This is a genomic window from Variovorax sp. Root318D1, assembly GCF_001424835.1.
GTDB lineage: Bacteria > Pseudomonadota > Gammaproteobacteria > Burkholderiales > Burkholderiaceae_C > Variovorax.
Window position 1 is genome coordinate 507,938 of record NZ_LMCQ01000012.1, and the last position, 24,070, is coordinate 532,007.

At 66.0% G+C, this 24,070-nt stretch carries 25 protein-coding genes; 19 read left to right on the top strand and 6 right to left on the bottom strand.

The features are described from left to right. Positions 1 to 1,023 (bottom strand): UDP-glucose 4-epimerase GalE, encoded by a 1,023-nt coding sequence (gene galE / locus ASC78_RS12480; RefSeq protein ID WP_055801397.1) that lies wholly within the window; start codon positions 1,021 to 1,023, stop codon positions 1 to 3. Positions 1,024 to 1,145: 122 nt separating this feature from the next. Here galE and slmA point away from each other — a divergent pair, with 122 nt between their 5' ends. From slmA to ASC78_RS12500, 4 genes are all read left to right on the top strand, one after another. Next, a complete protein-coding gene (slmA, locus tag ASC78_RS12485; protein WP_055801400.1) occupies positions 1,146 to 1,814 on the top strand; it encodes a nucleoid occlusion factor SlmA in 669 nt (222 codons plus the stop codon). Between the two features lie 151 nt (positions 1,815 to 1,965). Then, positions 1,966 to 2,568 (top strand): DUF1326 domain-containing protein, encoded by a 603-nt coding sequence (locus tag ASC78_RS12490; RefSeq protein ID WP_055801402.1) that lies wholly within the window; start codon positions 1,966 to 1,968, stop codon positions 2,566 to 2,568. Continuing rightward, on the top strand, positions 2,565 to 3,380 hold the full coding sequence (locus ASC78_RS12495) for a DUF2182 domain-containing protein (RefSeq protein WP_055801404.1): 816 nt from the start codon (positions 2,565 to 2,567) through the stop codon (positions 3,378 to 3,380). Before ASC78_RS12490 ends, ASC78_RS12495 begins: the two co-directional genes overlap by 4 nt. Next, positions 3,373 to 4,260, top strand: a complete 888-nt coding sequence (locus tag ASC78_RS12500) for a DMT family transporter (RefSeq protein ID WP_055801407.1) — start codon at positions 3,373 to 3,375, stop codon at positions 4,258 to 4,260. The genes ASC78_RS12495 and ASC78_RS12500 overlap by 8 nt, the downstream gene beginning before the upstream one ends. 16 nt (positions 4,261 to 4,276) lie before the next feature. On the opposite strand, the gene ASC78_RS12505 is transcribed toward ASC78_RS12500, so the two are convergent. From ASC78_RS12505 to ASC78_RS12515, 3 genes are read right to left on the bottom strand one after another with little or no spacing between them, the layout of a single operon-like run. Then, positions 4,277 to 5,335, bottom strand: a complete 1,059-nt coding sequence (locus tag ASC78_RS12505) for a malate/lactate/ureidoglycolate dehydrogenase (RefSeq protein WP_055801410.1) — start codon at positions 5,333 to 5,335, stop codon at positions 4,277 to 4,279. Positions 5,336 to 5,342: 7 nt separating this feature from the next. Beyond that, positions 5,343 to 6,869, bottom strand: a complete 1,527-nt coding sequence (locus ASC78_RS12510; RefSeq protein ID WP_055801412.1) for a UxaA family hydrolase — start codon at positions 6,867 to 6,869, stop codon at positions 5,343 to 5,345. Positions 6,870 to 6,925: 56 nt separating this feature from the next. Further along, positions 6,926 to 7,633, bottom strand: coding sequence for a FadR/GntR family transcriptional regulator (locus ASC78_RS12515; protein WP_055801415.1), 708 nt, complete (start codon positions 7,631 to 7,633; stop codon positions 6,926 to 6,928). Between the two features lie 126 nt (positions 7,634 to 7,759). On the opposite strand from ASC78_RS12515, the gene ASC78_RS12520 reads away from it, so the two are divergent. Genes ASC78_RS12520 through ASC78_RS12530 form a run of 3 tightly spaced genes read left to right on the top strand, consistent with a single transcriptional unit; the run spans position 7,760 to position 10,117 of the window. Next, positions 7,760 to 8,494 (top strand): SDR family oxidoreductase, encoded by a 735-nt coding sequence (locus ASC78_RS12520; protein WP_055801418.1) that lies wholly within the window; start codon positions 7,760 to 7,762, stop codon positions 8,492 to 8,494. After that, entirely contained in the window at positions 8,491 to 9,237 is a 747-nt protein-coding gene (locus ASC78_RS12525; protein WP_055801422.1) for an SDR family NAD(P)-dependent oxidoreductase, read from the top strand. The genes ASC78_RS12520 and ASC78_RS12525 overlap by 4 nt, the downstream gene beginning before the upstream one ends. A gap of 31 nt (positions 9,238 to 9,268) precedes the next feature. Beyond that, entirely contained in the window at positions 9,269 to 10,117 is an 849-nt protein-coding gene (locus ASC78_RS12530) for a fumarylacetoacetate hydrolase family protein (RefSeq protein ID WP_055801425.1), read from the top strand. Positions 10,118 to 10,195: 78 nt separating this feature from the next. Here the strand turns inward: ASC78_RS12530 and ASC78_RS12535 are convergent, their stop codons facing one another. After that, entirely contained in the window at positions 10,196 to 11,080 is an 885-nt protein-coding gene (locus ASC78_RS12535; RefSeq protein ID WP_055801428.1) for a LysR family transcriptional regulator, read from the bottom strand. 130 nt (positions 11,081 to 11,210) lie between these two features. Between ASC78_RS12535 and ASC78_RS12540 the strand changes: the two genes are divergently transcribed. From ASC78_RS12540 to ASC78_RS12595, 12 genes are all read left to right on the top strand, one after another. Further along, positions 11,211 to 11,969, top strand: coding sequence for an SDR family oxidoreductase (locus ASC78_RS12540; protein WP_055801432.1), 759 nt, complete (start codon positions 11,211 to 11,213; stop codon positions 11,967 to 11,969). Positions 11,970 to 12,100: 131 nt separating this feature from the next. Next, positions 12,101 to 12,802, top strand: coding sequence for a TetR/AcrR family transcriptional regulator (locus tag ASC78_RS12545; protein ID WP_055801435.1), 702 nt, complete (start codon positions 12,101 to 12,103; stop codon positions 12,800 to 12,802). A 62-nt stretch (positions 12,803 to 12,864) separates the two neighbouring features. Continuing rightward, positions 12,865 to 14,661, top strand: coding sequence for an acyl-CoA dehydrogenase C-terminal domain-containing protein (locus tag ASC78_RS12550; RefSeq protein ID WP_055801437.1), 1,797 nt, complete (start codon positions 12,865 to 12,867; stop codon positions 14,659 to 14,661). 40 nt (positions 14,662 to 14,701) lie between these two features. Beyond that, a complete protein-coding gene (locus ASC78_RS12555) occupies positions 14,702 to 15,136 on the top strand; it encodes a DUF2147 domain-containing protein (RefSeq protein WP_055801439.1) in 435 nt (144 codons plus the stop codon). 39 nt (positions 15,137 to 15,175) lie between these two features. Beyond that, entirely contained in the window at positions 15,176 to 17,599 is a 2,424-nt protein-coding gene (locus tag ASC78_RS12560) for a 3-hydroxyacyl-CoA dehydrogenase/enoyl-CoA hydratase family protein (protein WP_055801442.1), read from the top strand. A 13-nt stretch (positions 17,600 to 17,612) separates the two neighbouring features. Next, on the top strand, positions 17,613 to 18,071 hold the full coding sequence (locus tag ASC78_RS12565) for an endonuclease domain-containing protein (RefSeq protein WP_055801445.1): 459 nt from the start codon (positions 17,613 to 17,615) through the stop codon (positions 18,069 to 18,071). 29 nt (positions 18,072 to 18,100) lie between these two features. Further along, on the top strand, positions 18,101 to 19,297 hold the full coding sequence (locus ASC78_RS12570) for an acetyl-CoA C-acyltransferase (RefSeq protein WP_055801448.1): 1,197 nt from the start codon (positions 18,101 to 18,103) through the stop codon (positions 19,295 to 19,297). 164 nt (positions 19,298 to 19,461) lie between these two features. Continuing rightward, positions 19,462 to 20,358 (top strand): alpha/beta hydrolase family protein, encoded by an 897-nt coding sequence (locus ASC78_RS12575; protein WP_055801451.1) that lies wholly within the window; start codon positions 19,462 to 19,464, stop codon positions 20,356 to 20,358. A gap of 28 nt (positions 20,359 to 20,386) precedes the next feature. Continuing rightward, complete coding sequence (locus tag ASC78_RS12580) at positions 20,387 to 21,217, top strand: acyl-CoA thioesterase (RefSeq protein ID WP_055801454.1); 831 nt, start codon at positions 20,387 to 20,389, stop codon at positions 21,215 to 21,217. A 12-nt stretch (positions 21,218 to 21,229) separates the two neighbouring features. Then, positions 21,230 to 21,970, top strand: coding sequence for an SDR family oxidoreductase (locus ASC78_RS12585; protein WP_055801457.1), 741 nt, complete (start codon positions 21,230 to 21,232; stop codon positions 21,968 to 21,970). A 201-nt stretch (positions 21,971 to 22,171) separates the two neighbouring features. Then, on the top strand, positions 22,172 to 22,765 hold the full coding sequence (locus ASC78_RS12590) for a 2-hydroxychromene-2-carboxylate isomerase (RefSeq protein ID WP_055801459.1): 594 nt from the start codon (positions 22,172 to 22,174) through the stop codon (positions 22,763 to 22,765). Positions 22,766 to 22,805: 40 nt separating this feature from the next. Then, entirely contained in the window at positions 22,806 to 23,570 is a 765-nt protein-coding gene (locus ASC78_RS12595) for an enoyl-CoA hydratase (protein WP_055801462.1), read from the top strand. A gap of 73 nt (positions 23,571 to 23,643) precedes the next feature. Here ASC78_RS12595 and ASC78_RS12600 read toward each other — a convergent pair whose 3' ends face one another. After that, positions 23,644 to 24,069: an acyl-CoA thioesterase gene (locus ASC78_RS12600; protein ID WP_055801467.1), complete on the bottom strand. Its 426-nt coding sequence runs from the start codon at positions 24,067 to 24,069 to the stop codon at positions 23,644 to 23,646. Between the last annotated feature and the right edge of the window lies 1 nt (position 24,070).

Here is a 24,070-nt window from a genome sequence, read left to right on the forward strand (position 1 = left end):
TTAGCCTTCGTACCCGCTCGGGTTCCCCTGCTGCCACCGCCAGCTGTCCGCGCACATCTGCTCAAGCCCGCGCTGAGCACGCCAGCCGAGGGTCGTCTCCGCGAGCGACGGATCCCCCCAGTACGCGGGCACGTCGCCGGGCCGGCGCGGGCCGATCTCACAAGGCAGCGGCCGACCGCTCGCGCGTTCGAAGGCATGCACCACCTCGAGCACCGAGGCGCCGCGGCCGGTCCCGAGATTCAGCGTCACCAGGCCCGCCTGCTTTTCTGCGTGCCGCAGGGCCGCGACGTGCCCCTCGGCCAAGTCCATCACATGTACGTAGTCGCGCACGCCGGTGCCATCGGGCGTCGGATAGTCGTTCCCGTGGATGAGCAGCTTGTCGCGCTGGCCCACGGCCACTTGGCACACGAAGGGCATCAGGTTGTTCGGCTTGCCTTGCGGATGTTCGCCGATGAGCCCGCTCTCATGCGCACCCACCGGGTTGAAATACCGCAATAGTGCAATGCGCCAATTCGGCTGCGCGTGGTACAGATCGATCAGCGCTTCTTCCACCATGCGCTTGGAGCGCCCATAGGGATTGGCCGGCCTGCAGGGGGCGTCTTCCGGAATGGGCGAGTGGTCGGGTTCCCCGTATACCGTGGCGGACGACGAAAAGATCAGCGTATGAACGCCCGCCTGCTGCATGGCCGAGGCGAGCACCAGGCTGCCATGCACGTTGTTGTCGTAGTAGGTGAGCGGATCGGCCACGGAGTCGCCGACGGCCTTGAGGCCCGCAAAGTGGATCACGGCCGAGAAGCGTTCGCTGCCCAGCACGCGGTCGAGCAAGTTCCTGTCGCGCACGTCGCCCACGATCAGCCGCGGCGCGCTGCCCGTGATCTGGCGCAGCCGGTCCAGCACGCGGACGTCGCTGTTGCCGAGGTTGTCGAGAATGACCGGGGTATATCCCGCTGCCGTCAGCGCCACGCAGGTGTGGCTGCCGATAAAGCCTGCACCTCCGGTCACCAGAACGCTGCGTTGGGCCATGTGATCTCTTTTCTGTTTGCGAAGCCTGATTCTGTACGAGCTTTTCGGGGGCTGGTTTGCACGCGCTCACTGCAGGCGCCCCTGTGCGAGAATCAATTGATTACATCTTTGCACGCGCTCCCATGCAGAACGAAGAGACAAGCTACCCCGGCGTAGAAACCCAGACAGAGACGCTGACCCCTGCGGCGCCGGTGCGCAAGCGACCGAAGCCGGGGGAGCGGCGCGTGCAGATACTGCAGGCGTTGGCGGCCATGCTCGAGCAGCCCGGCGCCGAGCGGGTGACGACGGCGGCATTGGCCGCGCGGCTGGATGTGAGCGAGGCCGCGCTCTACCGCCATTTCGCCAGCAAGGCCCAGATGTTCGAGGGCCTGATCGACTTCATCGAGCAGAGCGTTTTCACGCTGGTGAACCAGATTCTCGAGCGCGAGGGCGCCACGGGCGCCCAGCAGGCCGCACGAATCCTCACCCTGCTGGTGCAGTTTGCCGAACGCAATCCGGGCATGACACGCGTCATGGTGGGCGACGCGTTGGTGTTCGAGAACGAGCGCCTCCAGCAGCGCATGAACCAGTTCTTTGACAAGATCGAAGCCACCTTGCGCCAAGTGCTGCGCGGCGCCTCCGCGGCGGACGGTTCGAGCACCCCCACGGTGGATGCCCAGGTGCGCGCAGCTGCGCTCACGGCCTTTGTGGTCGGGCAGCTGCAGCGCTTCACGCGTTCGGGCTTCCGCCGGGCGCCTTCGGAGCATCTCGAGGCCACGATCGCCCTGATCGTCGACACGAGCCGCAGCTGATCGGCAGCTGCCAAGAGGGTACCCAGGCGATAGCGCGGCACCGGGGCGCCGCACTCGACTTGCTTCATTGCGAAGCGTACGATCAGCGCCCCCTTGCCGCTGAGTCGCGGCGACAAGTCCGTGTTTGTGTGGCTTCTGAACGGAGGTTCGTATGAGCTATCACCTGGAAGGTCGCCTGCTGGAGGTCTGCAACTGCAATGTCCTGTGTCCCTGCTGGATCGGCGAGGACCCTGACAACGGCACCTGCGACACCATCGTCGCTTGGCGCATCGACAAGGGAACCATCGACGGCGTCGACGTCGGCGGCAACACCATCGCGGCCGTGGCGCACGTGCCGGGCAACATCCTCGAAGGCAATTGGACGGCGGCGATCTTCGTCGACGACAAGGCCTCCAAGGAACAAGAGGAAGCGCTGCTCAAGGTCTACACCGGGAAGGCCGGCGGGCCGATCGCCGATCTGGCCGCGCTCATCGGCCAGGTCGTGTCGGTCGAGCGGGCGCCCATCCGCTTCACCGTGAACGAAGGCAAGGGCGAACTGGAGATCGGCAAGGACTATTACGCCGAACTCGAGCCCTACCGCGGCGCGACCGGCGGACAGACCACGCTGTCGGACACCGTGTTCTCCACGGTGCCGGGTGCCCCGGTGTTCGTTGGCAAGGCACCCACCTACCGGTCGAAGAACGCCGCCCTCGGCATCGATCTCGACATCAAGAACCACAACGCGCTGCAGAGCACCTTCGTCTTCGACTCATGACCCCTATGGCCGGCTCGCCGCCGCGCCACGCCGTCCGCCACCGCCGCGTGTTCCTGCCGGTTCTTGCCGCGCTCGCCACGCTTGCGTGGCTGGTGTTGTGGGCCTGGGCGCGCAGCCCTTACGGACGCTATCTCGAACACGGCGACTGGACCGTCTCGGGCCCGGCCGCGTTCCTGTGCCAGGTCGTTCCCGCCGGCGGCGTGGTGGTGCCCGCGGTGCTCTATGCGGTGGCGTGGATCCTCATGACAATGGCCATGATGCTGCCGACCACGCTGCCGCTTTTCAACGCCTTCGATAGGTTGACCATGGGGCGCCCGGACCATGCGCGCCTGCTGGTGATGCTGGGGCTCGGCTACGTGGCGGTGTGGGGTGCCTTCGGGTTGCTGGCGCACGGCCTTCACAGCGCGGTGCTGGCTTTGCTCGCCAGCGCGCCAACGCTGGCCTGGCACGGTTGGGTGATCGGCGCCGCGACCATTGCTCTGGCCGGCGCCTTCCAGTTCAGCCGCCTCAAGCACCAGTGCCTCGAAAAGTGCCGCTCGCCATTGAGCTTCGTCATCGAGCACTGGCGCGGGCGGGCGCAGGCCCGCCATGCCTTCGTTCTGGGCACGCACCACGGGCTGTTCTGCGTTGGCTGCTGCTGGGCGCTGATGCTGCTGATGTTCGCCGTCGGCACGGGCAGCCTCGGCTGGATGCTTCTTCTGGCCGTCGTCATGGCACTGGAAAAAAACGTTAGCTGGGGCCATCGCCTGAGCGCGCCGCTCGGGTTCGCGCTGATGGGCTGGGCCGTCTTCACGGTGGCGTCGCATGTCTGAAGCCGTGTCCGAGGCGCGCGGCGCTCCGTCCCTCCTGCAGACCGTGGCCCTCACCGCGGCGGCCATGGTCGCGTTTGCGGCCAATTCGCTGTTGTGCAGGCTGGCACTGCAGCACCAGGGCATCGATCCGGCCAGCTTCGGCAGCATTCGGCTGGTTTCGGGCGCGCTCACGCTCGCCCTCGTCGTGCGGCTCAGAGCACGGCCGCCGTCGCCCGCCCGCGTCGACTGGCTCGCTGCCGCGATGCTGTTCGCCTACGTCGCATTCTTTTCGTTCGCCTACCTCAGCCTGCCGGCGGGAACGGGCGCGCTGATCCTGTTCGGTGCGGTGCAGCTCACGATGCTCGGCGCGGGCCTGGGTTCCGGCGAGCGCTTTGGGCCGCTCGCATGGCTGGGCTTCGTGCTGGCGGCGGGCGGGCTCGTCTACCTTGTGCTGCCGGGCGTCGCCGCGCCGCCGCTCCTGGGCGCCGCGCTGATGGCGATCGCCGGGGTAGCTTGGGGCGTGTATTCGCTGCGCGGCCGCGGCGTGGCCGATCCGCTGGCAGCCACGTCACGCAACTTCATGCGGGCCGTGCCGATGGCCCTGGCGCTGAGCTTGATCTTTGTCGCCCGCGCCCATGCGGACGCGACCGGCATCGCGCTGGCCGTGGCGTCCGGCGCCGTGACCTCGGGCCTCGGCTATGTCATCTGGTATGCGGCGCTGGCCCGTCTTTCGGCCATGCAGGCGGCGACCGTGCAGCTGTCGGTGCCGCTGCTGGCGGCGATCGGCGGCGTGCTGCTGCTGTCGGAAGCCATCACGCCGCGGCTCGCGGCCGCATCGGTGGCCATCCTCGGCGGCATTGCGATCGTGCTGAGCCAGAAGTCGCGCAACGCACGCCGTTAGGCGCGCAGGCTGGCTTCTACGCGATCGCCACGCCCACCTTCGAACCGGCCGCGACGATTTCTCCCCACGTCGCATCGTCCAGCCAGATGCCGTCGCGCTCGCGTGCCACGCGTGCGGCGCGCTCCGGCTCGCCCGCAATCTGCACCTGGTCGAAGCCCTCGCCTGGCGGGCTCTGGCGCAGCCACTCGACGAAGGCGGTCGCCTCCTGCTCGAAGCTCGCCTGGGTTCCCAGCTTGGCGGGGTCGATCAGGATCGTCAGCATGCCGTTGAGCACCGTGCGAGCGGTGTCGGCCGGGCGGTGCCAGGTTCCGCCGCCGCTGAGCGCACCGCCAAGCAGTTCGCACGCCATCGCCATGCCGTAGCCCTTGTGCTCGCCGAAGGTCATCAGCGCGCCGAAGAGGCCGTTGGCTTGCGGCACCACCACCACGCCGGGGTCGTTGGTGGGCGCGCCGTGTTCGTCGATCAGGTAGCCATCGGGCACCCGTTCGCCCTTGTTGTGGGCGACGCGCATCTTGCCCTGGGCCACGCGGCTGGTCGCAAAGTCGAGCAGGAAGGGCTCGGCCCCCGCCAGCGGAATGCCGATGCAGCACGGGTTGGTGCCAAAGCGCCCGTCGCCGCCGCCCCACGGTGCCACCACGGGCCGCGACAGCACGTTGACAAAGTGCATCGAGACCAGGCCTTGCGCCGTCGCCATTTCGGCAAAGTGCCCGATGCGGCCCAGATGATGCGCATTGGCGAGCGTGAAGATGCAGCTGCCGTGCTGCTTCGCGCGTGCGATGCCGAGCTCCGTCGCCTGCACGCCGACGATCTGGCCATAGCCATGCTGGCCGTCGATCGCGAGCATCGTGCCGATGTCGGCATTGACCTTGACCGAAGCATTGGGCTTGAGCCCGCCCTCGGCCACCGCATCGACATAGCGCGGCAGCATGCCCACGCCGTGCGAGTCATGGCCGCTCAGGTTGGCAAGCACGAGGTTGCCGGCCACCTGCGCGGCTTCGGCCGGCGTGCTGCCGGCGGCTTCGAGGATGCGGGCGCATTGCGTCCGGAGAACGGAGGCGGAAAGAGTCTGGGGCATATGTTCCTTACATCACCGCGCCGACTTGCCACGGCACGAATTCGTTCTGGCCGTAGCCATGTTTTTCGCTCTTGGACGGTTCGCCTGACGCGGTGGCCAGCACCAGTTCGAAGATGCGCTGCCCCATCTCCTGGATCGACGACGTGCCATCCACGATCTCGCCGCAGTTGATGTCCATGTCCTCTTCCTGCCGCTGCCACAGCGCCGAGTTGGTCGCGAGCTTGAGCGAAGGCGAGGGCGCGCAGCCGTAGGCCGAGCCGCGCCCGGTCGTGAAGCAGATGACGTTTGCGCCGCCGGCCACCTGCCCGGTAGCGCTCACGGGGTCATAGCCCGGCGTGTCCATGTAGACGAAGCCGTGCGCCGTGACAGGTTCGGCGTATTCGTACACCGCCTCGAGGTTGCTGGTGCCGCCCTTGGCCACCGCGCCAAGCGACTTTTCGAGGATGGTCGTGAGGCCGCCTGCTTTATTGCCCGGCGAGGGATTGTTGTTCATCTCGCCTTCATTGATCTCGGTGTAGTGCTCCCACCACTTGATGCGGTCGACCAGCTTCTGGCCGACTTCGTGCTTCACGGCACGGCGCGTCAGCAGATGCTCGGCGCCATAGACCTCGGGCGTCTCGCTGAGGATGGCCGTGCCGCCGTGCGCCACCAGCAGATCGACCGCCGCGCCCAGCGCTGGATTGGCACTGATGCCGGAGTAGCCGTCCGAGCCGCCGCATTGCAGCCCGATGGTGATGTGCGCCGCGCTGCAGGGCTCACGCTTCACCGCATTGGCGCGCGGCAGCATCTCGTTGATCAGCGCAATGCCTTTCTCCACCGTCTTGCGCGTGCCGCCGGTGTCCTGGATGTTGAAGGTGCGAAAGTTCTCGCCCTCGGCCAGGTGGCCGGTCGCAAGCCAGGCATTGATCTGGTTCGCCTCGCAGCCCAGGCCCACCACCAGCACGCCCGCGAAGTTCGGGTGCGTGGCATAGCCCGTGAGCGTGCGCTCCAGGATCTGCATGCCCATGCCCTGGGTGTCCATGCCGCAGCCGGTGCCATGCGTGAGCGCCACGATGCCGTCGACGTTCGGGTAGTCGGCCAGCGCCGATGGATTGGTCTTGCGCGAGAAGTGGTCGGCAATGGCGCGCGCCGCTGTGGCCGAGCAGTTCACGCTCGTGAGCACGCCGATGTAGTTGCGCGTGGCCACGCGGCCGTCGGCGCGCTTGATGCCCATGAAGGTCGCTTCGCGCTTTGGGGGCGCGGGCTTCACGTCGGCGCCGAACGCATAGTCGCGCTCGAAATCCCCCTTGTCGGGACCCATGTCGAGGTTGTGCGTATGCACGTGCTCGCCAGCCGCAATCGGCTTGCTCGCAAAGCCGATGATCTGGTTGTAGCGGCGCACCGGCTCGCCGGCGGCAATGGCGCGCGTCGCCACCTTGTGGCCGGCGGGAATCAGGCCGCGCACGGCGAAGTCTTCGACCTTGGCGCCGCCGACCAACTGGCTGCGCGCGATCACGACATCGTCGGCCGGATGCAGGCGAATGAAGGGATTCATCGTGGAACTCGTGGTGTGGGGTTAGAAAATATCTTGATGAAGGAAATGCTGGCGGTTCAGGCGGCTTTTGCGCGGCGCCAGCTCGCGCTGAATCGTTGGTGCGAGTTGTCCATGTGGGCGTGCATCGCGGCGCGCGCGGCCTCGGCGTCGTGCGCGGCCACCGCGTCGCGAATGGCCTCGTGCTCGGCAATGGCCGAGCGCCAGGACGCCACTGTTTCGAAGTAGCCGCCCAGCCGCGTGAAGATGGGTCCGTTGCGGGAATCCCAGAAGCTCTGCACGGTTTCCACTAGCACGGTGTTACCGCTGGCGTTGACGATGGCCACGTGGAATGCGCGGTCGCCTTCGAGCGGCATTATTTCGCGGTCGGCGAGCCCGCGCATCGTTTCGATGGCGCGGCTCATGGCGTCGACATCCTTGCGCTTGCCGACGGTGGCCGCGATGGCGGCGGTCTCGCCCTCGATCACGCGGCGTGCACGAATCAGCTCCAAGGGACCCCATTCGCTTGGCGCCACCGGCTTGCTCACGCGATGTGACCGGTCGAGCACGTACACGCCCGAGCCCGTTCGAACCTCGACCCAGCCTTCGACCTCGAGCGCAATCAGCGCCTCGCGCACCGAGGGCCTACTCACGCCGAGCTGCTTGGCCAGGTCGCGTTCGGCCGGCAGCCGTGCGCCGACCGCGAATTCGCCCTTGCCGATCAGCTCTCGGAGTTGGTCGGCAATCTGGCGGTACAGGCGCTGGGGTTCTACGGTCTGGAGCGGCACGGGGTGGTTGTTAAGGGTTGTCCTGAATTGGACAAGTGGTAAGGCCAATTCAGAATACGATCTCGCTGCGCCGTTGCCATCGGGCCAAACCCTGAACGGCCGCTTCCAACTTCCAAGGAGACATGCATGAGACTCAAGGGCAAGACCGTGCTCGTGACGGCGGCCGGACAAGGCATCGGCCACGCGAGCGTTCTCTCCATGGCGGCCGAAGGCGCCCAGGTGTGGGCCACCGACGTCAACGAGACGCTGCTCGAGCGCTACGCTGGCGTGGCCAACGTGCGCACCGCCAGGCTCGACGTGCTCGACAAGGATGCGATCGCCGCCTTCTTCAAGAGTCTTCCAGCGCTCGACGTGCTGTTCAACTGCGCCGGCGTGGTGCACAACGGCACCGCGCTCGACGCCACCGACAAGGATCTGGAGTTCGCGTTCAACCTCAACGTGCGCGCGCAGTTCTGGACCATCCAGGCCGCTCTGCCCGGCATGCTGGCGGCGGGGCGCGGCAGCATCATCAACATGGCGAGCGTCTGCTCGAGCATGAAGGGCCTGCCCAACCGTTTCGTCTACGGCACCACCAAGGCAGCGGTGCTCGGCCTTACCAAGAGCGTGGCAGCCGACTTCGTGACCCGCGGCATCCGCTGCAATGCCGTGTGTCCAGGCACGGTCGATACGCCTTCGCTCGGCGACCGCATCAACGCCAATGAGGATCCCGAGGCTGCACGCAAGGCGTTCATCGCGCGCCAGCCGATGGGGCGCCTCGCGAAGGCCGAAGAAATCGCGCCCGTGGTGGTGTTCCTCGCGAGCGATGAATCGGTGTTCGCGACCGGCCAGGCCTTCACGGTCGACGGCGGCCTCACCATATGAACCAGCTCGACTTCGCCGGCCGCCACGCGGTGGTGACCGGCGGCGCGGCGGGGCTGGGTTTCGGCATTGCACAGCGGCTGATTGCATCGGGCGGCAGCGTCACCCTCTGGGATCGTGACGAGGCCGCGGCCCTACAGACTTGCACTGCGCTGGGCCCCAAGGCCTTCGCGGTCAAGGTCGACGTGGCGCAGCAGCCTTCGGTGGCCGCGGCCGTGGCGGCCACGCTGGCCCATGCGCCGCGCATCGACGCGCTGGTCAACAGCGCCGGCATCACCGGTCCCAACACCAAGCTGTGGGACTACCCCGTCGACGACTGGCGGCAGGTGATGGACGTCAACGTCAACGGCGTCTTTCTCTGTTGCCGCGAGGTGGTGGCCCAGATGCAAAGGCAGGGCTATGGCCGAATCGTGAACATTGCTTCCGTGGCCGGAAAAGAGGGCAACCCGAACGCCAGCGCCTACAGTGCGAGCAAGGCCGCCGTCATTGCGCTCACCAAGTCGCTGGGCAAGGAGCTGGCCGACACCGGTATCCGCGTCAACTGCGTGACGCCCGCGGCGGTGAAGACCGCCATCTTCGACCAGATGACACCCGAGCACATCGCGTTCATGCTCTCGAAAATTCCCATGGGCCGCTTCGGCACGGTGGAGGAGGTGGCCGCTATGGTCGGCTGGCTCTGCACCGAAGATTGCTCGTTCTCCACCGGCGCCGTGTTCGACCTCTCCGGCGGCCGCTCCACTTACTAGCCAGTCAATCAGTCTCACAAGAAAGGACAACATGAAACTCGTTCGCTATGGCAACCCCGGCAAGGAAAAGCCCGGCCTCATCGACGGCGAAGGCCGTCTGCGCGACCTGAGCGCGGTGGTCAAGGACATCGGGCCCGAGCAGCTCGGCGACGCCGCCCTTGCCAAGCTGCAGAAGCAAAAGGTCGACAAGCTGCCGCTGGTCAGGGGCAAGCCGCGTTTCGGCAGCCCCGTGGCCAATGTCGGCAAGTTCATTGCCATCGGCCTGAACTACGCCGATCATGCGGCCGAATCGGGCCTGCCGATCCCCGCGGAGCCCGTGGTTTTCATGAAGGCGACCAGCTGCATCCAGGGCCCGAACGATCCGGTCATGCTGCCCAAGAACTCGGTCAAGAGCGACTGGGAAGTCGAGCTCGGCGTGGTCATTGGCACGCGCGCGCGCTATGTCTCGCAGAAAGATGCGCTCAATTTCGTGGCCGGCTACTGCACCATCAACGACGTGAGTGAGCGCGAATACCAGATCGAGCGCGGCGGCACCTGGGACAAGGGCAAGGGTTGCGACACCTTCGGCCCCCTCGGCCCGTGGCTCGTCACGCGCGACGAAGTGCCCAACCCGCAGAAGCTGTCGATGTGGCTCGACCTCAACGGCAAGCGCATGCAGACCGGCAACACCAAGACCATGATCTTCAGCATCGCCAAGATCGTGAGCTATCTGAGCCAGTTCATGACGCTTTTGCCCGGCGACGTCATCACCACCGGCACGCCGCCCGGCGTCGGCCTTGGCATGAAGCCGCCGCTCTATCTGAAGAAGGGCGACGTGATGACGCTGGGCATCGAAGGCCTGGGCGAGCAGCGCCAGGAAGTGGTGCCTTTCAAGCTCTGAGCCTCGCGGCAGCGAGCCACGAAAGGCGCGGCGGGCGAAAGCCCGGCGCGCCTTTTTTGTTGACGCGCGGCAGCGCGCTCAGCGCAGCACCCGGATCAGCTCGTCGTACACCAGCCGCACGCGTGCCGGCACCGGCGCGCGCTGCGGACGATAGACGTGAATCGGAAATGGCTCCGGCGCATCCGCCTCCAGCACGGCCACGAGCGCGCCCGACTGCAGCCATGGTTCGGCCAGCGGTCCGATGAGCTGGCCGAAGCCGACGCCGCCCAACACAGCGGCGCATTCGGCATCGATGTTGTCCGTGACGAACGCGGGCGACGAGACCGTCAGCACCCGCCGCTTGCTGAATGGCCACGGCCAGGGGCGGCCGGAGCTGCGGTTGATCAACGCCGTCAGCGGCAGGGCGGACAGGGCATCGAGATCACGCGGCGTGCCCAGTCGCGCAATGAGCGCTGGCGCGGCCACCACACGCAGGGGCATTTTCCCGACGGCCCGCGCGACGAAGCGGGCGTCGCGCATCGGCCCCACGCGCACGCCGATGTCGATCTGCTCGTCCACCACGTCGGCATGCTGTTCCGACAGGCGCAGGTCTAGCACCAGCCCCGGATGCGCTGCCACGAGCGGCGCCAGCGCCTGCGGGATGAGCCGCGCATACACATGCGGCGCCGTGACCCGCACCGTGCCTGCGTGCTGCGACAGCGTGCGCCGGTCGATCTGGTGAAACAGGTCATCGACGCCGCCCACCGCCACGCGGGCGCGCTCCGCGAGCTGCCGCCCGAAGTCAGTGAGCTGCACGCCGCGCGTGCTGCGGTGGAACAAGGGCTCCCCCAGTTCTTCTTCGAGCTCGCGCACCGCGCGTGTCACCACCTGCGGCGAGACGGACAGGCGCGCGGCTGCTTCGCGGAAGTTGGCGGCAGCGGCGGCGGTGCAGAACACGCGCAGGGCTTCGAGACGATTGGCCATGGGCTGCTTTCAAGAGGAGGCGAATTCCGGTTTGGGGAATTCTGAAGTCGCAAGAGTTTCATTTACGGGAACGCATGGATTTTCCACACTGCATGCACTTCTTCTTCAACACACCCGAAAGGAAATCCCCATGACATCCGTACAAGACAACATCCGCGGCAAGGTTGCCATCGTCACCGGCGCGAGCAGCGGGCTTGGCGAATCGACCGCGCGCCACCTGGCCGCACGCGGCGCCAAGGTGGTGCTCGCGGCACGGCGCACCGACCGGCTCGACAAAGTGGTCGCCGAAATTCGCGAAGCCGGCGGCGAAGCGATGGCCGTCGCCACCGACGTGGCGAAGCGCGCCGATTTGGAAAAGCTCGCGGCCGCCACCGTGGAAGCCTTCGGCCGCATCGACGTGCTGGTCAACAACGCCGGCGTGATGCCGCTGTCGCCGATCGAGAAGCTCAAGGTCGACGAATGGGATCGCACCATCGACGTCAACATCAAGGGCGTGCTCTACGGCATTGCCGCGGTGCTGCCGCGCATGCAGGCGCAGGGCAGCGGCCACATCGTCAACGTGGCGTCCATCGCGGGGCTGAAGGTGTTTACGCCGATTGGCACCGTCTACAGCGCGACCAAGCATGCGGTGCGTGCCATCTCCGAAGGGCTGCGCGTCGAAATGGGCAACAGCGGCGTGCGCGTGACCATCGTGTCGCCGGGCGCGATCGAATCGGAGCTGAAGTTCGGCAGCAGCGACGCCGAGAGCGCGGCCGGGGTGAAGGCGTTCTACGAGGCCAACCAGATTCCCGCTGACTCGGTGGCGCGCGCCGTGGTCTACGCCGTCGAGCAGCCCGCGAACGTGGACATCAACGAGGTGGTGCTCCGGCCCGTTTCGCAGGAGTTCTGATCCGGGCGGGTGGGGCAGTGGCGGCCCCGCCCCGCACCGATTAACCTTCAACTGCAGAAGGACATTGACAGCCAAAATCGCAAAGCGCCTGCAAAATAGAACGACCGTTCGTTTTATTCGGAGCTTCCACGATGTCCGTCAATGCCGTTCCCGCCAAGCCGGTCCGCGCCGCCCAGAAGGGCCAGCAGACCAAGGCCGTCATCGTCGACGCGGCGCTGGCGCTGGCAGCGCAGATCGGGCTCGAAGGCCTGTCGATCGGCGCCGTGGCCGAAATCACGAAGATGAGCAAGTCGGGCGTGTTCGCCCACTTCGGCTCGCGCGAGGAACTGCAGATCTCGGTGGTGCGCGAGTATCACGCGCGCTTCGAGCAAGAGGTGTTTTTTCCGGCCCTTGAGGCGCCGCGCGGCCTGCCGCGGCTGCGCGCCATGTTCGCCAACTGGATGAAGCGCACCTCGGCTGAAATCGACTCGGGCTGCATCTACATCAGCGGCGCCTCCGAGTTCGACGACCGTCCCGGCCCGGTGCGCGATGCGCTCGTGGAGTCGGTCAGCATCTGGCAGGCGGCTGTTCTGCGCGCCATCGTGCAGTCCAAGAGCGAAGGCCACCTGCGCGCCGACGCCGACGAGCGCCAGCTCGCGTTCGAGATCCATGGCCTGATCCTCGCGCTGCACTACGAAGCGCGCTTCCTCCAGGTGCCGGGTTCCATCGGCCGCGCCAACGTCGGCTTCGACAACATCCTGGCGCGCAGCGCCACGCCCGAAGCACCGCCGGCCCCAGCGGCTGCGGCCAAGGCCAAGCCCTCCGCTTCCCGCCGGCTCAAGCCGGTGCGCTGAGCGCCCCTTTTTTCGTTCTTCCTTTTTCTTTTTTATCCAGTTTTCGACCAGGAGAGTTCCGGATGCCTACTTACAACCCACCCGTACGCGACATGCAGTTCGTGCTGCACGAAGTGCTCAACGTCGCCGACGAACTCAAGGCGCTTCCGGCCCATGCCGAGACCGATGCCGACACCATCAATGCGGTGATCGAAGAGGCCGGCAAGTTCGCCGCCGAGGTGACCTTTCCGCTCAACATCAGCGGCGACGAAGAGGGCTGCAAGCTCGACAAGACCACGCATGAAGTGAAGACGCCCAAGGGCTTCAAGGACGCCTACGCCAAGTACGTCGAAGGCGGCTGGCCCGCGCTGTCGTGCGACCCGACCTTCGGCGGCCAGGGCCTGCCCTTCGTGGTAAACCAGTGCCTGTTCGAAATGCTCAACAGCGCCAACCAGGCCTGGACCATGTACCCCGGCCTCTCGCACGGCGCGTACGAAGCGCTGGTGGCACACGGCACCGACGAACAGAAGAAGACCTACCTGCCCAAGCTCACGAGCGGCGAATGGACCGGCACCATGTGCCTGACCGAACCGCACTGCGGCACGGACCTGGGCCTGTTGCGCACCAAGGCCGAACCGCAGGCCGACGGCAGCTATCGCATCACCGGCAGCAAGATCTTCATCTCGGCCGGCGAGCACGACATGACGGACAACATCATTCACTTGGTGCTGGCCCGCCTGCCCGATGCGCCCAAGGGCAGCAAGGGCATCAGCCTGTTCGTGGTGCCCAAGTTCAAGGTCAAGGCCGACGGCTCGCTCGGCGAGCGCAACCCGATCTTCTGCGCCGGCCTCGAGCACAAGATGGGCATCCACGGCAACGCCACCGCGCAGATCGTGATCGAAGGCGCCACCGGCACGCTGGTGGGCGAGCCCAACAAGGGCCTGCAAGCCATGTTCGTGATGATGAACGCCGCGCGCCTGGGCGTGGGCAACCAGTCGCTCGGACTGACCGAAGTGGCTTATCAGAATGCGCTGGCCTACGCCAAGGACCGCACGCAGATGCGTTCGCTTTCCGGCGTCAAGGCCAAGGACAAGGAAGCCGACCCGATCATCGTCCACCCGGACGTGCGCAAGATGCTGCTCACGGCCAAGGCGTATGCCGAAGGCGGCCGCGCGCTGCAGATCTTCTGCACGCTGCTGCTCGACAAGGAACACAACCACCCCGACGAGAAGGTGCGCAAGGACTCCGGCGAACTGGTCGCGCTGCTCACGCCCATCGTCAAGGCCTTCATCACCGACAACGGCCACATCGCCACCAATGCCTGCATGCAGGTGTTCGGCGGCCACGGCTTCATCAAGGAATGGGGCATGGAGCAGTTCGTGCGCGACAACCGCATCAACATGATCTATGAAGGCACCAACACCATCCAGTCGCTGGACCTGCTGGGCCGCAAGGTGCTGGGCAACAACGGCGCGTCGCTCAAGAAGTTCGGCAAGCTCGTCGCCAGGCTGGTGGAAGAAGAGGGCGTGAACGAGAAGATGGCCGAGTTCATCAACCCGATTGCCATGCTGGGCGACCAGCTCACCAAGTTCACGACCGAGATCGGCTTCAAGGGCTTCCAGAACCCCGACGAAGTGGGCGCCGCCGCGGTGGACTACCTGCGCGTGGCCGGCCACTTCGTGTTCGGCTACCTGTTCGCTCGCATGGCCCAGGTGGCGCTGCGCGAAATTGCCGCCGGCAACACCGACCCGTTCTACGTTGCCAAGCTGCAGACCGCACGCTTCTACTTCGCCAAGCTGTTCCCCGAGACCGCGACGCTGATGCGCACCGCGCGCGCCGGCAGCAAGGTGCTGATGGATACCGAAGCGGCGCTGGCCTGAGGCTGCTGTCCTTCTTCATCGTCCAGCCGGGAACCCAATCATGAAATCGTTGTTTGCAGCCATCGCCTTGGCCGCTATCTCTGCCACAGCCATGGCCCAGAGCACCCCGGTGGGGCTGTGGCGCAACGTCGACGACAAGACGGGCGAGGTCAAGGCCGAGATCCGCATCGGCGAATCCGGCGGCGCGCTCATCGGACGCATCGAGAAGTCGCTACGGAAGGACGCCAAGCCCGACGCGATTTGCGATGAATGCAGCGACGACCGCAAGGGCAAGCCCATCACAGGGCTCGACATCATCCGCGGCGGCAAGAAGGCCGAGGGCAAGGACGTCTGGGAAGGCGGAAAGATCCTCGACCCCGAGAACGGCAAGGAATACCGCGCGAGCTTCACGCCCATCGACGGCGGCAAGAAGCTCGAAGTGCGCGGCTACTTGGGGCCCTTCTGGCGCACCCAGACCTGGCTCCGCGTCCAGTAGTAGACCGCCGCGTTTTCAATCCAAGAAATACCAATCAACATGTCCCGATTTCAAGTGAAGAAGGTCGCCGTGCTCGGCGCCGGCGTGATGGGCGCGCAAATTGCCGCCCACCTCGTCAACGTGCGCGTGCCTGTGGTGCTGTTCGACCTGGCCGCCAAGGACGCGACCGGAGCTGTCGCTCAAGGTGCAGCGAAGAACGGCATCGTCACGCGCGCCATCGACAACCTCAAGAAGCTCAAGCCCGCGCCGCTCGGCGACGTGGCCGATGCGGTGCTCATCGAGCAGGCCAATTACGAGGACGACCTCGCCAAGCTCGGCGAGTGCGACCTCATCATCGAAGCCATTGCGGAGCGCATGGACTGGAAGCTCGATCTCTACAAGAAGATCGCGCCGCACGTCGCCAAGCATTCGATCCTGGCCTCGAACACCTCGGGCCTTTCGATCACCAAGCTGAGCGAAGCGCTGCCCGAAGCCCTGAAGCCGCGCTTTTGCGGCATTCACTTCTTCAACCCGCCGCGCTACATGTTCCTGGTGGAGCTGATCAACACGCCCACCACGGAACCGAAGGTGCTCGACGACCTCGAGGCCTTCGTCACCAGCACGCTCGGCAAGGGCGTGGTGCGCGCGCACGACACGCCCAACTTCATTGCCAACCGCGTCGGCATCGCCGGCATGCTGGCCACGCTGAAAGAAGTGGAAAAGTTCGGTCTCACGCCTGACGTGGTGGACGACCTCACCGGCAAGAAGCTGGGCCGCGCGAGCTCGGGCACCTTCCGCACTGCCGACGTGGTGGGCCTCGACACGATGGCGCATGTGGTCAAGACGCTGCAGGACAACCTCGACGAGAAGAGCGATCCGTTCTACGCCAACTTTTCGACACCGCCGGTGCTCGCCAAGCTGCTCGAGCTCGGCAACCTGGGCCAGAAGACCAAGGCCGGCTTCTTCAAGAAGGCCGGCCGCGACATCCTGCGCTTCGACCTCCAGAGCGGCGAGTACGTGCCCGCCGGCGCCAAGGCCGACGAGGTGTATGGCCGCATGCTCAAGAAGCCCGCGGGCGAGCGCCTGAAACTGCTGCGTGAGAGCGAAGGTCCTCAGGGCCAGTTTCTCTGGGCCATCATGCGCGACAGCTTCCATTACGCCGCCGTGCATCTGGAGACCATTGCAGAGAGCGCGCGCGACATTGACTATGCGATGCGCTGGGGCTTCGGCATGAAGCAGGGTCCGTTCGAGCTCTGGCAGGAAGCCGGCTGGGCGCAGGTTGCCAAGTGGGTGCAGGAAGACATCGACACCGGCAAGGCATTGAGCACTGCGCCGCTGCCCAAATGGGTGTTCGAAGGCCCAGTGGCCGAAGCGGGTGGTGTACACACGCCGGAAGGCTCGTGGAGCGCTTCGCAGAGCAAGTTCGTGCCGCAGCGCAAGCTGCCGGTGCATGACCGCCAGTTGTTCCCCGAAAGCGTGCTCGGCGCGAACGCGGTCGACGCCAACACGGCCGGCACCACGATCAGCGACGAAGGCGACGTCCGCGTTTGGACGCTCGACGGTGAAGTGCTCATCGCCAGCATCCATTCGAAGATGCACGCCATCAGCCCCGACGTGGCCGAGGCGCTGGGCGCCGCTGTCGACCTGGCCGAGGCCGAATACAAGGGCCTGGTGATCTGGTCGCCCGACGAGATGTTCTCGGTCGGCGCCGACCTGCAGGCGATGCTGCCGGCCTTCGTGGTCGCCGGCATCGGTGCGGTCGAAGGTGCCGAGGAAGAGCTGCAGAACGTGATGCTCAAGATCCGCTACGCAAGCGTGCCGGTGATCTCGGCCGTGCGCGGCATGGCGCTGGGCGGCGGCTGCGAACTGGCGATTCATTCGGCCAAACGCGTCGCAGCGATGGAAAGTTATATCGGCCTCGTCGAAGTAGGCGTGGGCCTGATTCCCGGCGCGGGCGGTCTGACCTACATCGCTCGCCGTGCAGCCGAGAACGCTGCGGCCTCCATCGGCAACGACCTGCTGCCGTTCCTGACCGAGGGCTTCACCGCCGCGGCGATGGCGAAGGTGGGCACTGGCGCGCTCGATTCGAAGAAGCTCGGCTACCTGCTCGATAGCGACGTGATCGTGCCGAACAAGGACGAGCTGCTCTACGTGGCACTGCAGCAGGCCAAGGCCATGGCCGACGCCGGCTACCGCGCGCCGCTGCGCCGCAGCTTTCGCGTGGCGGGTCGCAGCGGCGCCGCGACCATCAAGGGGCAACTCGTCAACATGCGCGACGGCGGCTTCATCAGCGCGCACGACTTCCATATCGCGAGCCTGATCGCCAACGTGGTGACCGGCGGTGACGTGGATGCGGGCTCGCTCGTGACCGAGGAGTACCTGATGACGCTGGAACGCAAGGCCTTCTGCTCGCTGATCGTGCATCCGAAGACTCAGGAGCGGATCATGGGGATGTTGAGTACGGGGAAGCCGGTGCGCAACTGACCTGGCAAGGACCATGAGCGAAGACCTCGGCGCCTCTGGTCCCCTCTCCCGCGAGCGGGAGAGGGCTAGGGTGAGGGCACGCAGCCTTCGCACGACCCCGACGGACGCCGAGTCCCTGCTCTGGTACCAGCTGCGCGACCGACGCCTCGCCAATTTCAAGTTTCGCCGCCAACGCGCGATCGGTCCGTACTTCGCAGACTTTGCATGCCTGGAAGCGAAGTTGATCGTTGAACTGGACGGCGGGCAGCATGTGGAAGCTGCAGCGTATGACGAGAGCCGGACACGCTTCATGGAAGCGCAGGGTTTTCGTGTGCTTCGGTTCTGGAACAACGAAGTGCTGGCGCAGACGGATGCCGTGCGTGAACGGATCCTGCAAGTGCTGCTGGAAGGCAGCCCTCACCCCAGCCCTCTCCCGCAAGCGGGAGAGGGAGCAAGACAACAGCCGCTCACCGTCGTCGCATCGGACGAATGAGCAAGACAAGATACAAGGATTGAAGAGCCATGAAACAAATCCAAGACGCCTACATCGTCTCCGCCACCCGCACGCCCATCGGCAAATCCCACCGCGGCTACTTCCGCAACTACCGTCCCGACGACCTGCTCGCCACCACGCTCAAGGCCGCGCTCGCCGCCGTGCCGGGTCTTGACCCGAAGGCCATCGAAGACATCATCTGCGGCTGTGCGATTCCCGAATCGCAGCAGGGCCTGAACGTCGCGCGCATCGGCGCGGTGCTGGCGGGTCTTCCCACCAGCATCGGCGGCATCACCGTGAACCGCTTCTGCGCTTCAGGCCTCTCTGCAGTGCAGATGGCCGCGGACCGCATCCGTGTGGGCGAGGCCGACGTGATGATCGCCGCCGGTGTCGAAAGCATGAGCATGGTGCCGATGATGGGCAACTCGCCTTCCCTGTCGCCATCCATCTTCGAGCGCGAAGGCGACGTCGGCATTGCCTACGGCATGGGCCTCACGGCCGAGAAGGTCGCGCAGCAGTGGAAGGTGAGCCGCGAGGCGCAGGACGAGTTCGCTCTCGCCTCGCACCAGAAGGCGCTGGCTGCGCAGAAGGCCGGCAAGTTCACAGACGAGATCACGCCCATCGAAGTGACCGACCGCACGCCGAACCTGGAGACCGGCGAGTCGATCGCGAAGACGCGCACGGTGAGTCTCGACGAAGGCGCACGCCCCGACACCAGCCTCGAAGGCCTGGCCAAGCTGCGCACGGTGTTCGCCGCGCGCGGCACCGTCACGGCCGGCAACAGCTCGCAGACCTCCGACGGCGCGGGCGCGCTCATCCTCGCGAGCGAGAAGGCGGTCAAGCAGTACGGCCTGACGCCGCTCGCGCGCTTCGTGAGCTTTGCGAGCAAGGGCGTGCCGCCGCACATCATGGGCATCGGTCCGATCGAGGCGATTCCTGCCGCGCTGCGCTACGCGGGGCTCAAGCACGAGGACATTGACTGGTTCGAGCTCAACGAAGCCTTTGCCGCGCAGTCGCTCGCAGTCATCAACACGCTGGGGCTCGATCCGTCGAAGGTGAACCCGATGGGCGGCGCAATCGCTCTGGGCCATCCGCTCGGCGCGACCGGCGCCATTCGCGCGGCGACCGTGGTGCACGCGCTGCGCCGCGAAAACCTGAAGTACGGCATGGTCACCATGTGCGTAGGAATGGGGCAGGGCGCAGCCGGCATCTTCGAACGCGTGTGACGGCTACTGCGCGGGCGATCTGCGGCGTTGCGGGGGCCGTCGGGAAATCCTCACGACCCTGAAGGTCGCTCCGGTTTCCCGCCACCCGCGCCTTGCATCTCATCCCGCTCGCTACGCCGGGAAGGTTGTGGTCGGTGATTTCAAAGAACGAAGGAGACGCTCACGTGCAGTTGCAACAACTTCCGGTCGACAACGGCGTGCAGGTGGCTGTGCGCCGCTACGATCCGGCCGGTGAACCTCGTGCCAGCATCGTCATCGGTGGTGCGATGGGCGTGCGCCAGTCGTTTTACGAACCCTTCGCGCAGTGGCTCGCCGGCCAGGGCCTGCGCGTGTGGACCTTCGATTACCGCGGCAGCGGCGATTCGCGCAACGGCGCCTCGCTGCGCGGCTTCGAGGCCGACCTGTTCGACTGGGCGCGCGACTACGAGGCGGTCATCGACACTGCCAAGGCCGCGCTGCCCGGGCAGCCGCTTTACCTTCTCGGCCACAGCCTCGGCGCGCAGCTGCCGGGTTTCCTCAAGCGGCCGGAGCAGGTCGATGGTCTCGTCAGCATCGCCGCGGGAAGCGGCTATTGGCGCGAGAACGCGCCCAAGCTCAAGCGCAGCATTCTCTATTTCTGGTTCGTTCTGGTGCCGCTGGTCACGCGGCTGTGCGGCTACTTCCCGGGCCGCAAGCTCAAGAAGGTCGGCGACCTGCCGCGGGGCGTGATCCTGCAGTGGCGCCGCTGGTGCCTCCATCCGCGCTACAGCGTCGGTGCCGAAGGCGACCGCGCGTTGCAGAGCTACGGGCGCGTGCGTTTTCCGGTACTTGCGCTGTCGATCACGGACGACGAACTGATGACGCTCGCGGGCACCGAGAGCCTCGTGAGTTTCTACGCCGGCGCGCCGAGCGCGGTCCAGCGCATTGCGCCGGCCGACGTGCAGGCCCGGCGCATCGGCCACTTCGGCTTTTTCCGCGAGCAATTCAGCCAGAACCTCTGGCCGAGCACGCTCGACAAGCTGCACCGGCTGACGGCACTTACCGCGGTGCAGCAAGCCAGCGTCCCGCACACGACTGCGTGACGCCATCCACCGGAGGCACACTGCAACCATGAGCACGCACCCCTTCGACAAAGCCATCGCGCTTGAGCACAGCGACATCCGTGTCGGCCATTTCACCGGCGCCACGAGCCCCGACTACTGGAACATGGTCGGGCCCTTCGGTGGCACCACCGCGGCCATTGCGCTGCAGTCGGTGCTGCGGCATCCGGACCTGCTGGGCACGCCCATTGCACTGACCGTCAATTTCGCGGCCGCGCTGGAGGCTGGCGCTTTCGACGTGCAGGCCACCGCCGTGCGCACCAACCGTTCGACCCAGCACTGGACCGTGCAGATCACACAGGCGGGAACGGGGGGTGTGCCGAACATGACGACCACCGCCACCGTGGTCACCGCCGCACGGCGCGAGACGTGGAGCGCAAGCGACATGCCAATGCCCGAGGCGCCCAACCCCGAGTCAGTCGAGCGCCTCAGCATCGGCCCCTCGGGCGTGGCCTGGCTGGACCGGTACGAGATGCGCCCATTCAGCGGCGGCATTCCTGCCAAATGGGATGACAGCCTGCATCACAGCGAATCCCGGATGTGGCTGCGCGAGGCGCAACAGCGGCCGCTCGACTTCTGCTCGCTGGCCGCGATGAGCGACGTGTTCTATCCGCGCGTCTGGCTGCGCCGCGCAACGCGTGTGCCGGCGGGTACGGTCTCGATAACCACCTACTTTCATGCCGGACCTGCGCAGCTGGCCGAGGCCGGCACGGGCTATCTGCTGGGCCGGGCGGTTGGGCAGCAGTTCTTCAACGGGTTCTTCGACCAGGCGGCGCACCTGTGGAGCGAGAAGGGCGTATTGCTCGCGACGTCCAACCAGATCGTCTACTACAAGGAATAGCGGGAGCATCCCATGCAAAAGACCGCACTCATCGTCGGCGCCGGCGACGCCACCGGCGGGGCCATTGCACGCCGCTTCGCGCGCGAAGGGTTCGCCGCCTGCGTCACGCGCCGCAGCCTGGACAAGCTGCAGCCGCTGGTCGCGCAGATCGAGGCCGACGGCGGCCGCGCCCATGCTTTTGCCTGCGATGCCCGCAAGGAAGAAGACGTGGTCGCGCTGGTCGAGCAGATCGAATCGACTATCGGGCCGATCGAGGTGATGGTGTTCAACATTGGTGCCAATGTGCCCGAGAGCATCCTGACGGAGACGGCGCGCAAGTACTTCAAGGTGTGGGAGATGGCCTGCTTCTCGGGCTTTCTCAACGGGCGCGAGGTGGCGAAGCGCATGGTGGCGCGCGAACTCCCGAAAGGCGGGCATCGCGGCACGATCATTTTCACCGGCGCGACGGCATCGCTGCGCGGCGCGGCCAACTTCGGCGCCTTCTCGGGCGCGAAGATGGCACTGCGCGCATTGGCGCAGTCGATGGCCCGCGAGCTGGGTCCGCAGGGCATTCACGTGGCACACGTAGTGGTTGATGGCGCCATCGACACCGAGTTCATCCGCACCAATTTTCCCGAGCGTTATGCGCTGAAGGAGAGCGACGGAATCCTCAATCCCGAGCACATCGCCGACAGTTACTGGATGCTGCATTCGCAGCCTCGCGATGCATGGACGCACGAGCTTGATCTGCGGCCTTGGTCGGAGAAGTTCTGAGATGCTTGTTCGCTGTTTTAGCTGTTCAGGGCGCGCACCCGCCGACGGGGTACCTTTCTCCGCGAATGTCCCCCGGCCTGCGGCCTCCTCCTTTATTTCGCTGCGCAAGGCACCCCGCCAGCGGGTGCGTTATTCAGAGCGGTTGGTGATCAGCGGTGCACCAGCAGCGCGCAGAACAAAAGAACCGCTAAGGACACACCCATGACCAAATCCGTCGACTTCTATTTCGACTTCGGCAGCCCCGCCGCCTACCTGGCCGCGACGCAGCTGCCGCACGTCTGCGCCGACACCGGCGCCGAACTGGTCTGGAAGCCCATGCTGCTCGGCGGCGTGTTCCAGGCCACCGGCAACCGTTCGCCGGCCGAGGTGGTGCCCAAGGCGCCGTACATGACGATCGACCTGCAGCGCTTCGCCAGGCGCTACGGTGTGCCCTTCGTGCACAACCCGTTCTTCCCCATCAACACGCTGCTGCTGATGCGCGGCGCCACCGGCGTTCAGATGAAGGAGCCTGCACGCTTCGGCGCCTACGTCGACGCCATCTTTCATGCGATGTGGGTCGAGCCCAAGAATATGAACGACCCCGCTACCGTCGGTGCGGTGCTTCAAAATGCGGGCTTCGACCCCACTGCGCTGCTCGCTCTGGCCGGCTCGCAGGAAGTGAAAGACCGCCTGAAAGCCGTCACGCAAGAGGCCGTGGAGCGCGGCGTGTTCGGCGCGCCCACCATGTTCGTCGGCGACCAGATGTTCTGGGGCCAGGACCGGCTGGATTTCGTGCGCGAAGCCCTCGGCACCTGAACGCGTCGCCATCACCCCGTTTTATTCAAGGACCATTTCCATGACCGACATCCTCGCCCACACCGAAGCCGGTGTAATGACCCTGACCTTCAACCGCGTCGACAAGAAGAACTCGATCACCAGCAAGATGTACGGCGAACTGGCCGATGCACTGGCTGCGGCCGAGGGCGATGCGGCCGTTCGCTGCGTGCTGATCCAGGGTGACCCGACGATTTTCAGCGCCGGTAACGACATCGGCGACTTTCTCAATGCGCCGCCCGCCAGCCAGGATTCGCCGGTGTTTCGCTTCCTGCGCGGCATCGCCACTTTTCCCAAGCCTATCGTCGCCGCAGTCTGCGGCCCGGCCGTGGGCATTGGCACCACGATGCTGTTCCATTGCGACCTGGTCTACGCGGGCGACAACGCCGCGTTCTCCATGCCTTTCGTGAACCTGGGCCTGTGCCCCGAAGCCGCTTCCAGCCTGCTGGTGCCGCAAATGCTGGGCTACCACCGCGCGGCCGAGGCGCTGCTGCTGGGCGAGCCCTTCATGGCCGAAGCCGCGCTCGAAGTGGGCCTGGTCAACCGCATCGTGCCGCCCACCGAAGCCAACGCCATTGCGCAGGGTCAGGCGCGCAAGCTCGCGGCCAAGCCGCTGAGCGCGCTGGTCGAAACCAAGCGCCTGCTGAAAAAGGCCCAGATGCCCGCCGTGCTCGAGCGCATGGACGAAGAGGGCGCGAGCTTCGGCCGCATGCTGCGCGAACCCGCTGCCAAGGAGGCTTTTGGCGCCTTCATGGAGAAGCGCAAGCCGGATTTCTCCAAGGTCTGAAGGCGTTCCTTGACAGGCCAGCGCGCGATCGATGCTGCAGAAAAAGTAGCAATCGATCGCTGAGCGGGCGTGCTCAGGGCTCCTGTTCGATGGGGCGCGGCCGGCCGTTGTCGTCGATGGCCACGTAGGTGAAAGTGGCCTGCGTCACCTTGATGTACTCGCCCTGCGCCCGGAAGCGCTCGGCAAAGACCTCGACCGTGACCGTGACCGAGGTGCGCCCCACGCGCACCAGCTTCGAATAGAATGAAAGAATGTCGCCCAGCCGCACCGGCTGCTTGAAGATGAATTCGTTCACCGCCACTGTGGCCTGGCGGCCCTTGGCATAGCGGGCCGGGATGACCGAGCCGGCCAGGTCGCACTGCGCCATGACCCAGCCGCCGAAGATGTCTCCGTTGGCGTTGCAGTCGGCCGGCATCGGAATGACCTTGAGCACCAGCTCCATGTCGGTGGGCAGGCTCTTGAGGGTGGCGGCAGCGGCGCTACTGGAAATATCGGACATG

Bases quoted from the DNA above. Each gene is read 5' to 3' on its own strand.
- galE (WP_055801397.1), bottom strand. From the start codon at position 1,023: ATGGCCCAACGCAGCGTTCTGGTGACCGGAGGTGCAGGCTTTATCGGC.
- slmA (WP_055801400.1), top strand. From the start codon at position 1,146: ATGCAGAACGAAGAGACAAGCTACCCCGGCGTAGAAACCCAGACAGAG.
- ASC78_RS12490 (WP_055801402.1), top strand. From the start codon at position 1,966: ATGAGCTATCACCTGGAAGGTCGCCTGCTGGAGGTCTGCAACTGCAAT.
- ASC78_RS12495 (WP_055801404.1), top strand. From the start codon at position 2,565: ATGACCCCTATGGCCGGCTCGCCGCCGCGCCACGCCGTCCGCCACCGC.
- ASC78_RS12500 (WP_055801407.1), top strand. From the start codon at position 3,373: ATGTCTGAAGCCGTGTCCGAGGCGCGCGGCGCTCCGTCCCTCCTGCAG.
- ASC78_RS12505 (WP_055801410.1), bottom strand. From the start codon at position 5,335: ATGCCCCAGACTCTTTCCGCCTCCGTTCTCCGGACGCAATGCGCCCGC.
- ASC78_RS12510 (WP_055801412.1), bottom strand. From the start codon at position 6,869: ATGAATCCCTTCATTCGCCTGCATCCGGCCGACGATGTCGTGATCGCG.
- ASC78_RS12520 (WP_055801418.1), top strand. From the start codon at position 7,760: ATGAGACTCAAGGGCAAGACCGTGCTCGTGACGGCGGCCGGACAAGGC.
- ASC78_RS12525 (WP_055801422.1), top strand. From the start codon at position 8,491: ATGAACCAGCTCGACTTCGCCGGCCGCCACGCGGTGGTGACCGGCGGC.
- ASC78_RS12530 (WP_055801425.1), top strand. From the start codon at position 9,269: ATGAAACTCGTTCGCTATGGCAACCCCGGCAAGGAAAAGCCCGGCCTC.
- ASC78_RS12535 (WP_055801428.1), bottom strand. From the start codon at position 11,080: ATGGCCAATCGTCTCGAAGCCCTGCGCGTGTTCTGCACCGCCGCCGCT.
- ASC78_RS12540 (WP_055801432.1), top strand. From the start codon at position 11,211: ATGACATCCGTACAAGACAACATCCGCGGCAAGGTTGCCATCGTCACC.
- ASC78_RS12545 (WP_055801435.1), top strand. From the start codon at position 12,101: ATGTCCGTCAATGCCGTTCCCGCCAAGCCGGTCCGCGCCGCCCAGAAG.
- ASC78_RS12550 (WP_055801437.1), top strand. From the start codon at position 12,865: ATGCCTACTTACAACCCACCCGTACGCGACATGCAGTTCGTGCTGCAC.
- ASC78_RS12555 (WP_055801439.1), top strand. From the start codon at position 14,702: ATGAAATCGTTGTTTGCAGCCATCGCCTTGGCCGCTATCTCTGCCACA.
- ASC78_RS12560 (WP_055801442.1), top strand. From the start codon at position 15,176: ATGTCCCGATTTCAAGTGAAGAAGGTCGCCGTGCTCGGCGCCGGCGTG.
- ASC78_RS12565 (WP_055801445.1), top strand. From the start codon at position 17,613: ATGAGCGAAGACCTCGGCGCCTCTGGTCCCCTCTCCCGCGAGCGGGAG.
- ASC78_RS12570 (WP_055801448.1), top strand. From the start codon at position 18,101: ATGAAACAAATCCAAGACGCCTACATCGTCTCCGCCACCCGCACGCCC.
- ASC78_RS12580 (WP_055801454.1), top strand. From the start codon at position 20,387: ATGAGCACGCACCCCTTCGACAAAGCCATCGCGCTTGAGCACAGCGAC.
- ASC78_RS12585 (WP_055801457.1), top strand. From the start codon at position 21,230: ATGCAAAAGACCGCACTCATCGTCGGCGCCGGCGACGCCACCGGCGGG.
- ASC78_RS12590 (WP_055801459.1), top strand. From the start codon at position 22,172: ATGACCAAATCCGTCGACTTCTATTTCGACTTCGGCAGCCCCGCCGCC.
- ASC78_RS12595 (WP_055801462.1), top strand. From the start codon at position 22,806: ATGACCGACATCCTCGCCCACACCGAAGCCGGTGTAATGACCCTGACC.
- ASC78_RS12600 (WP_055801467.1), bottom strand. From the start codon at position 24,069: ATGTCCGATATTTCCAGTAGCGCCGCTGCCGCCACCCTCAAGAGCCTG.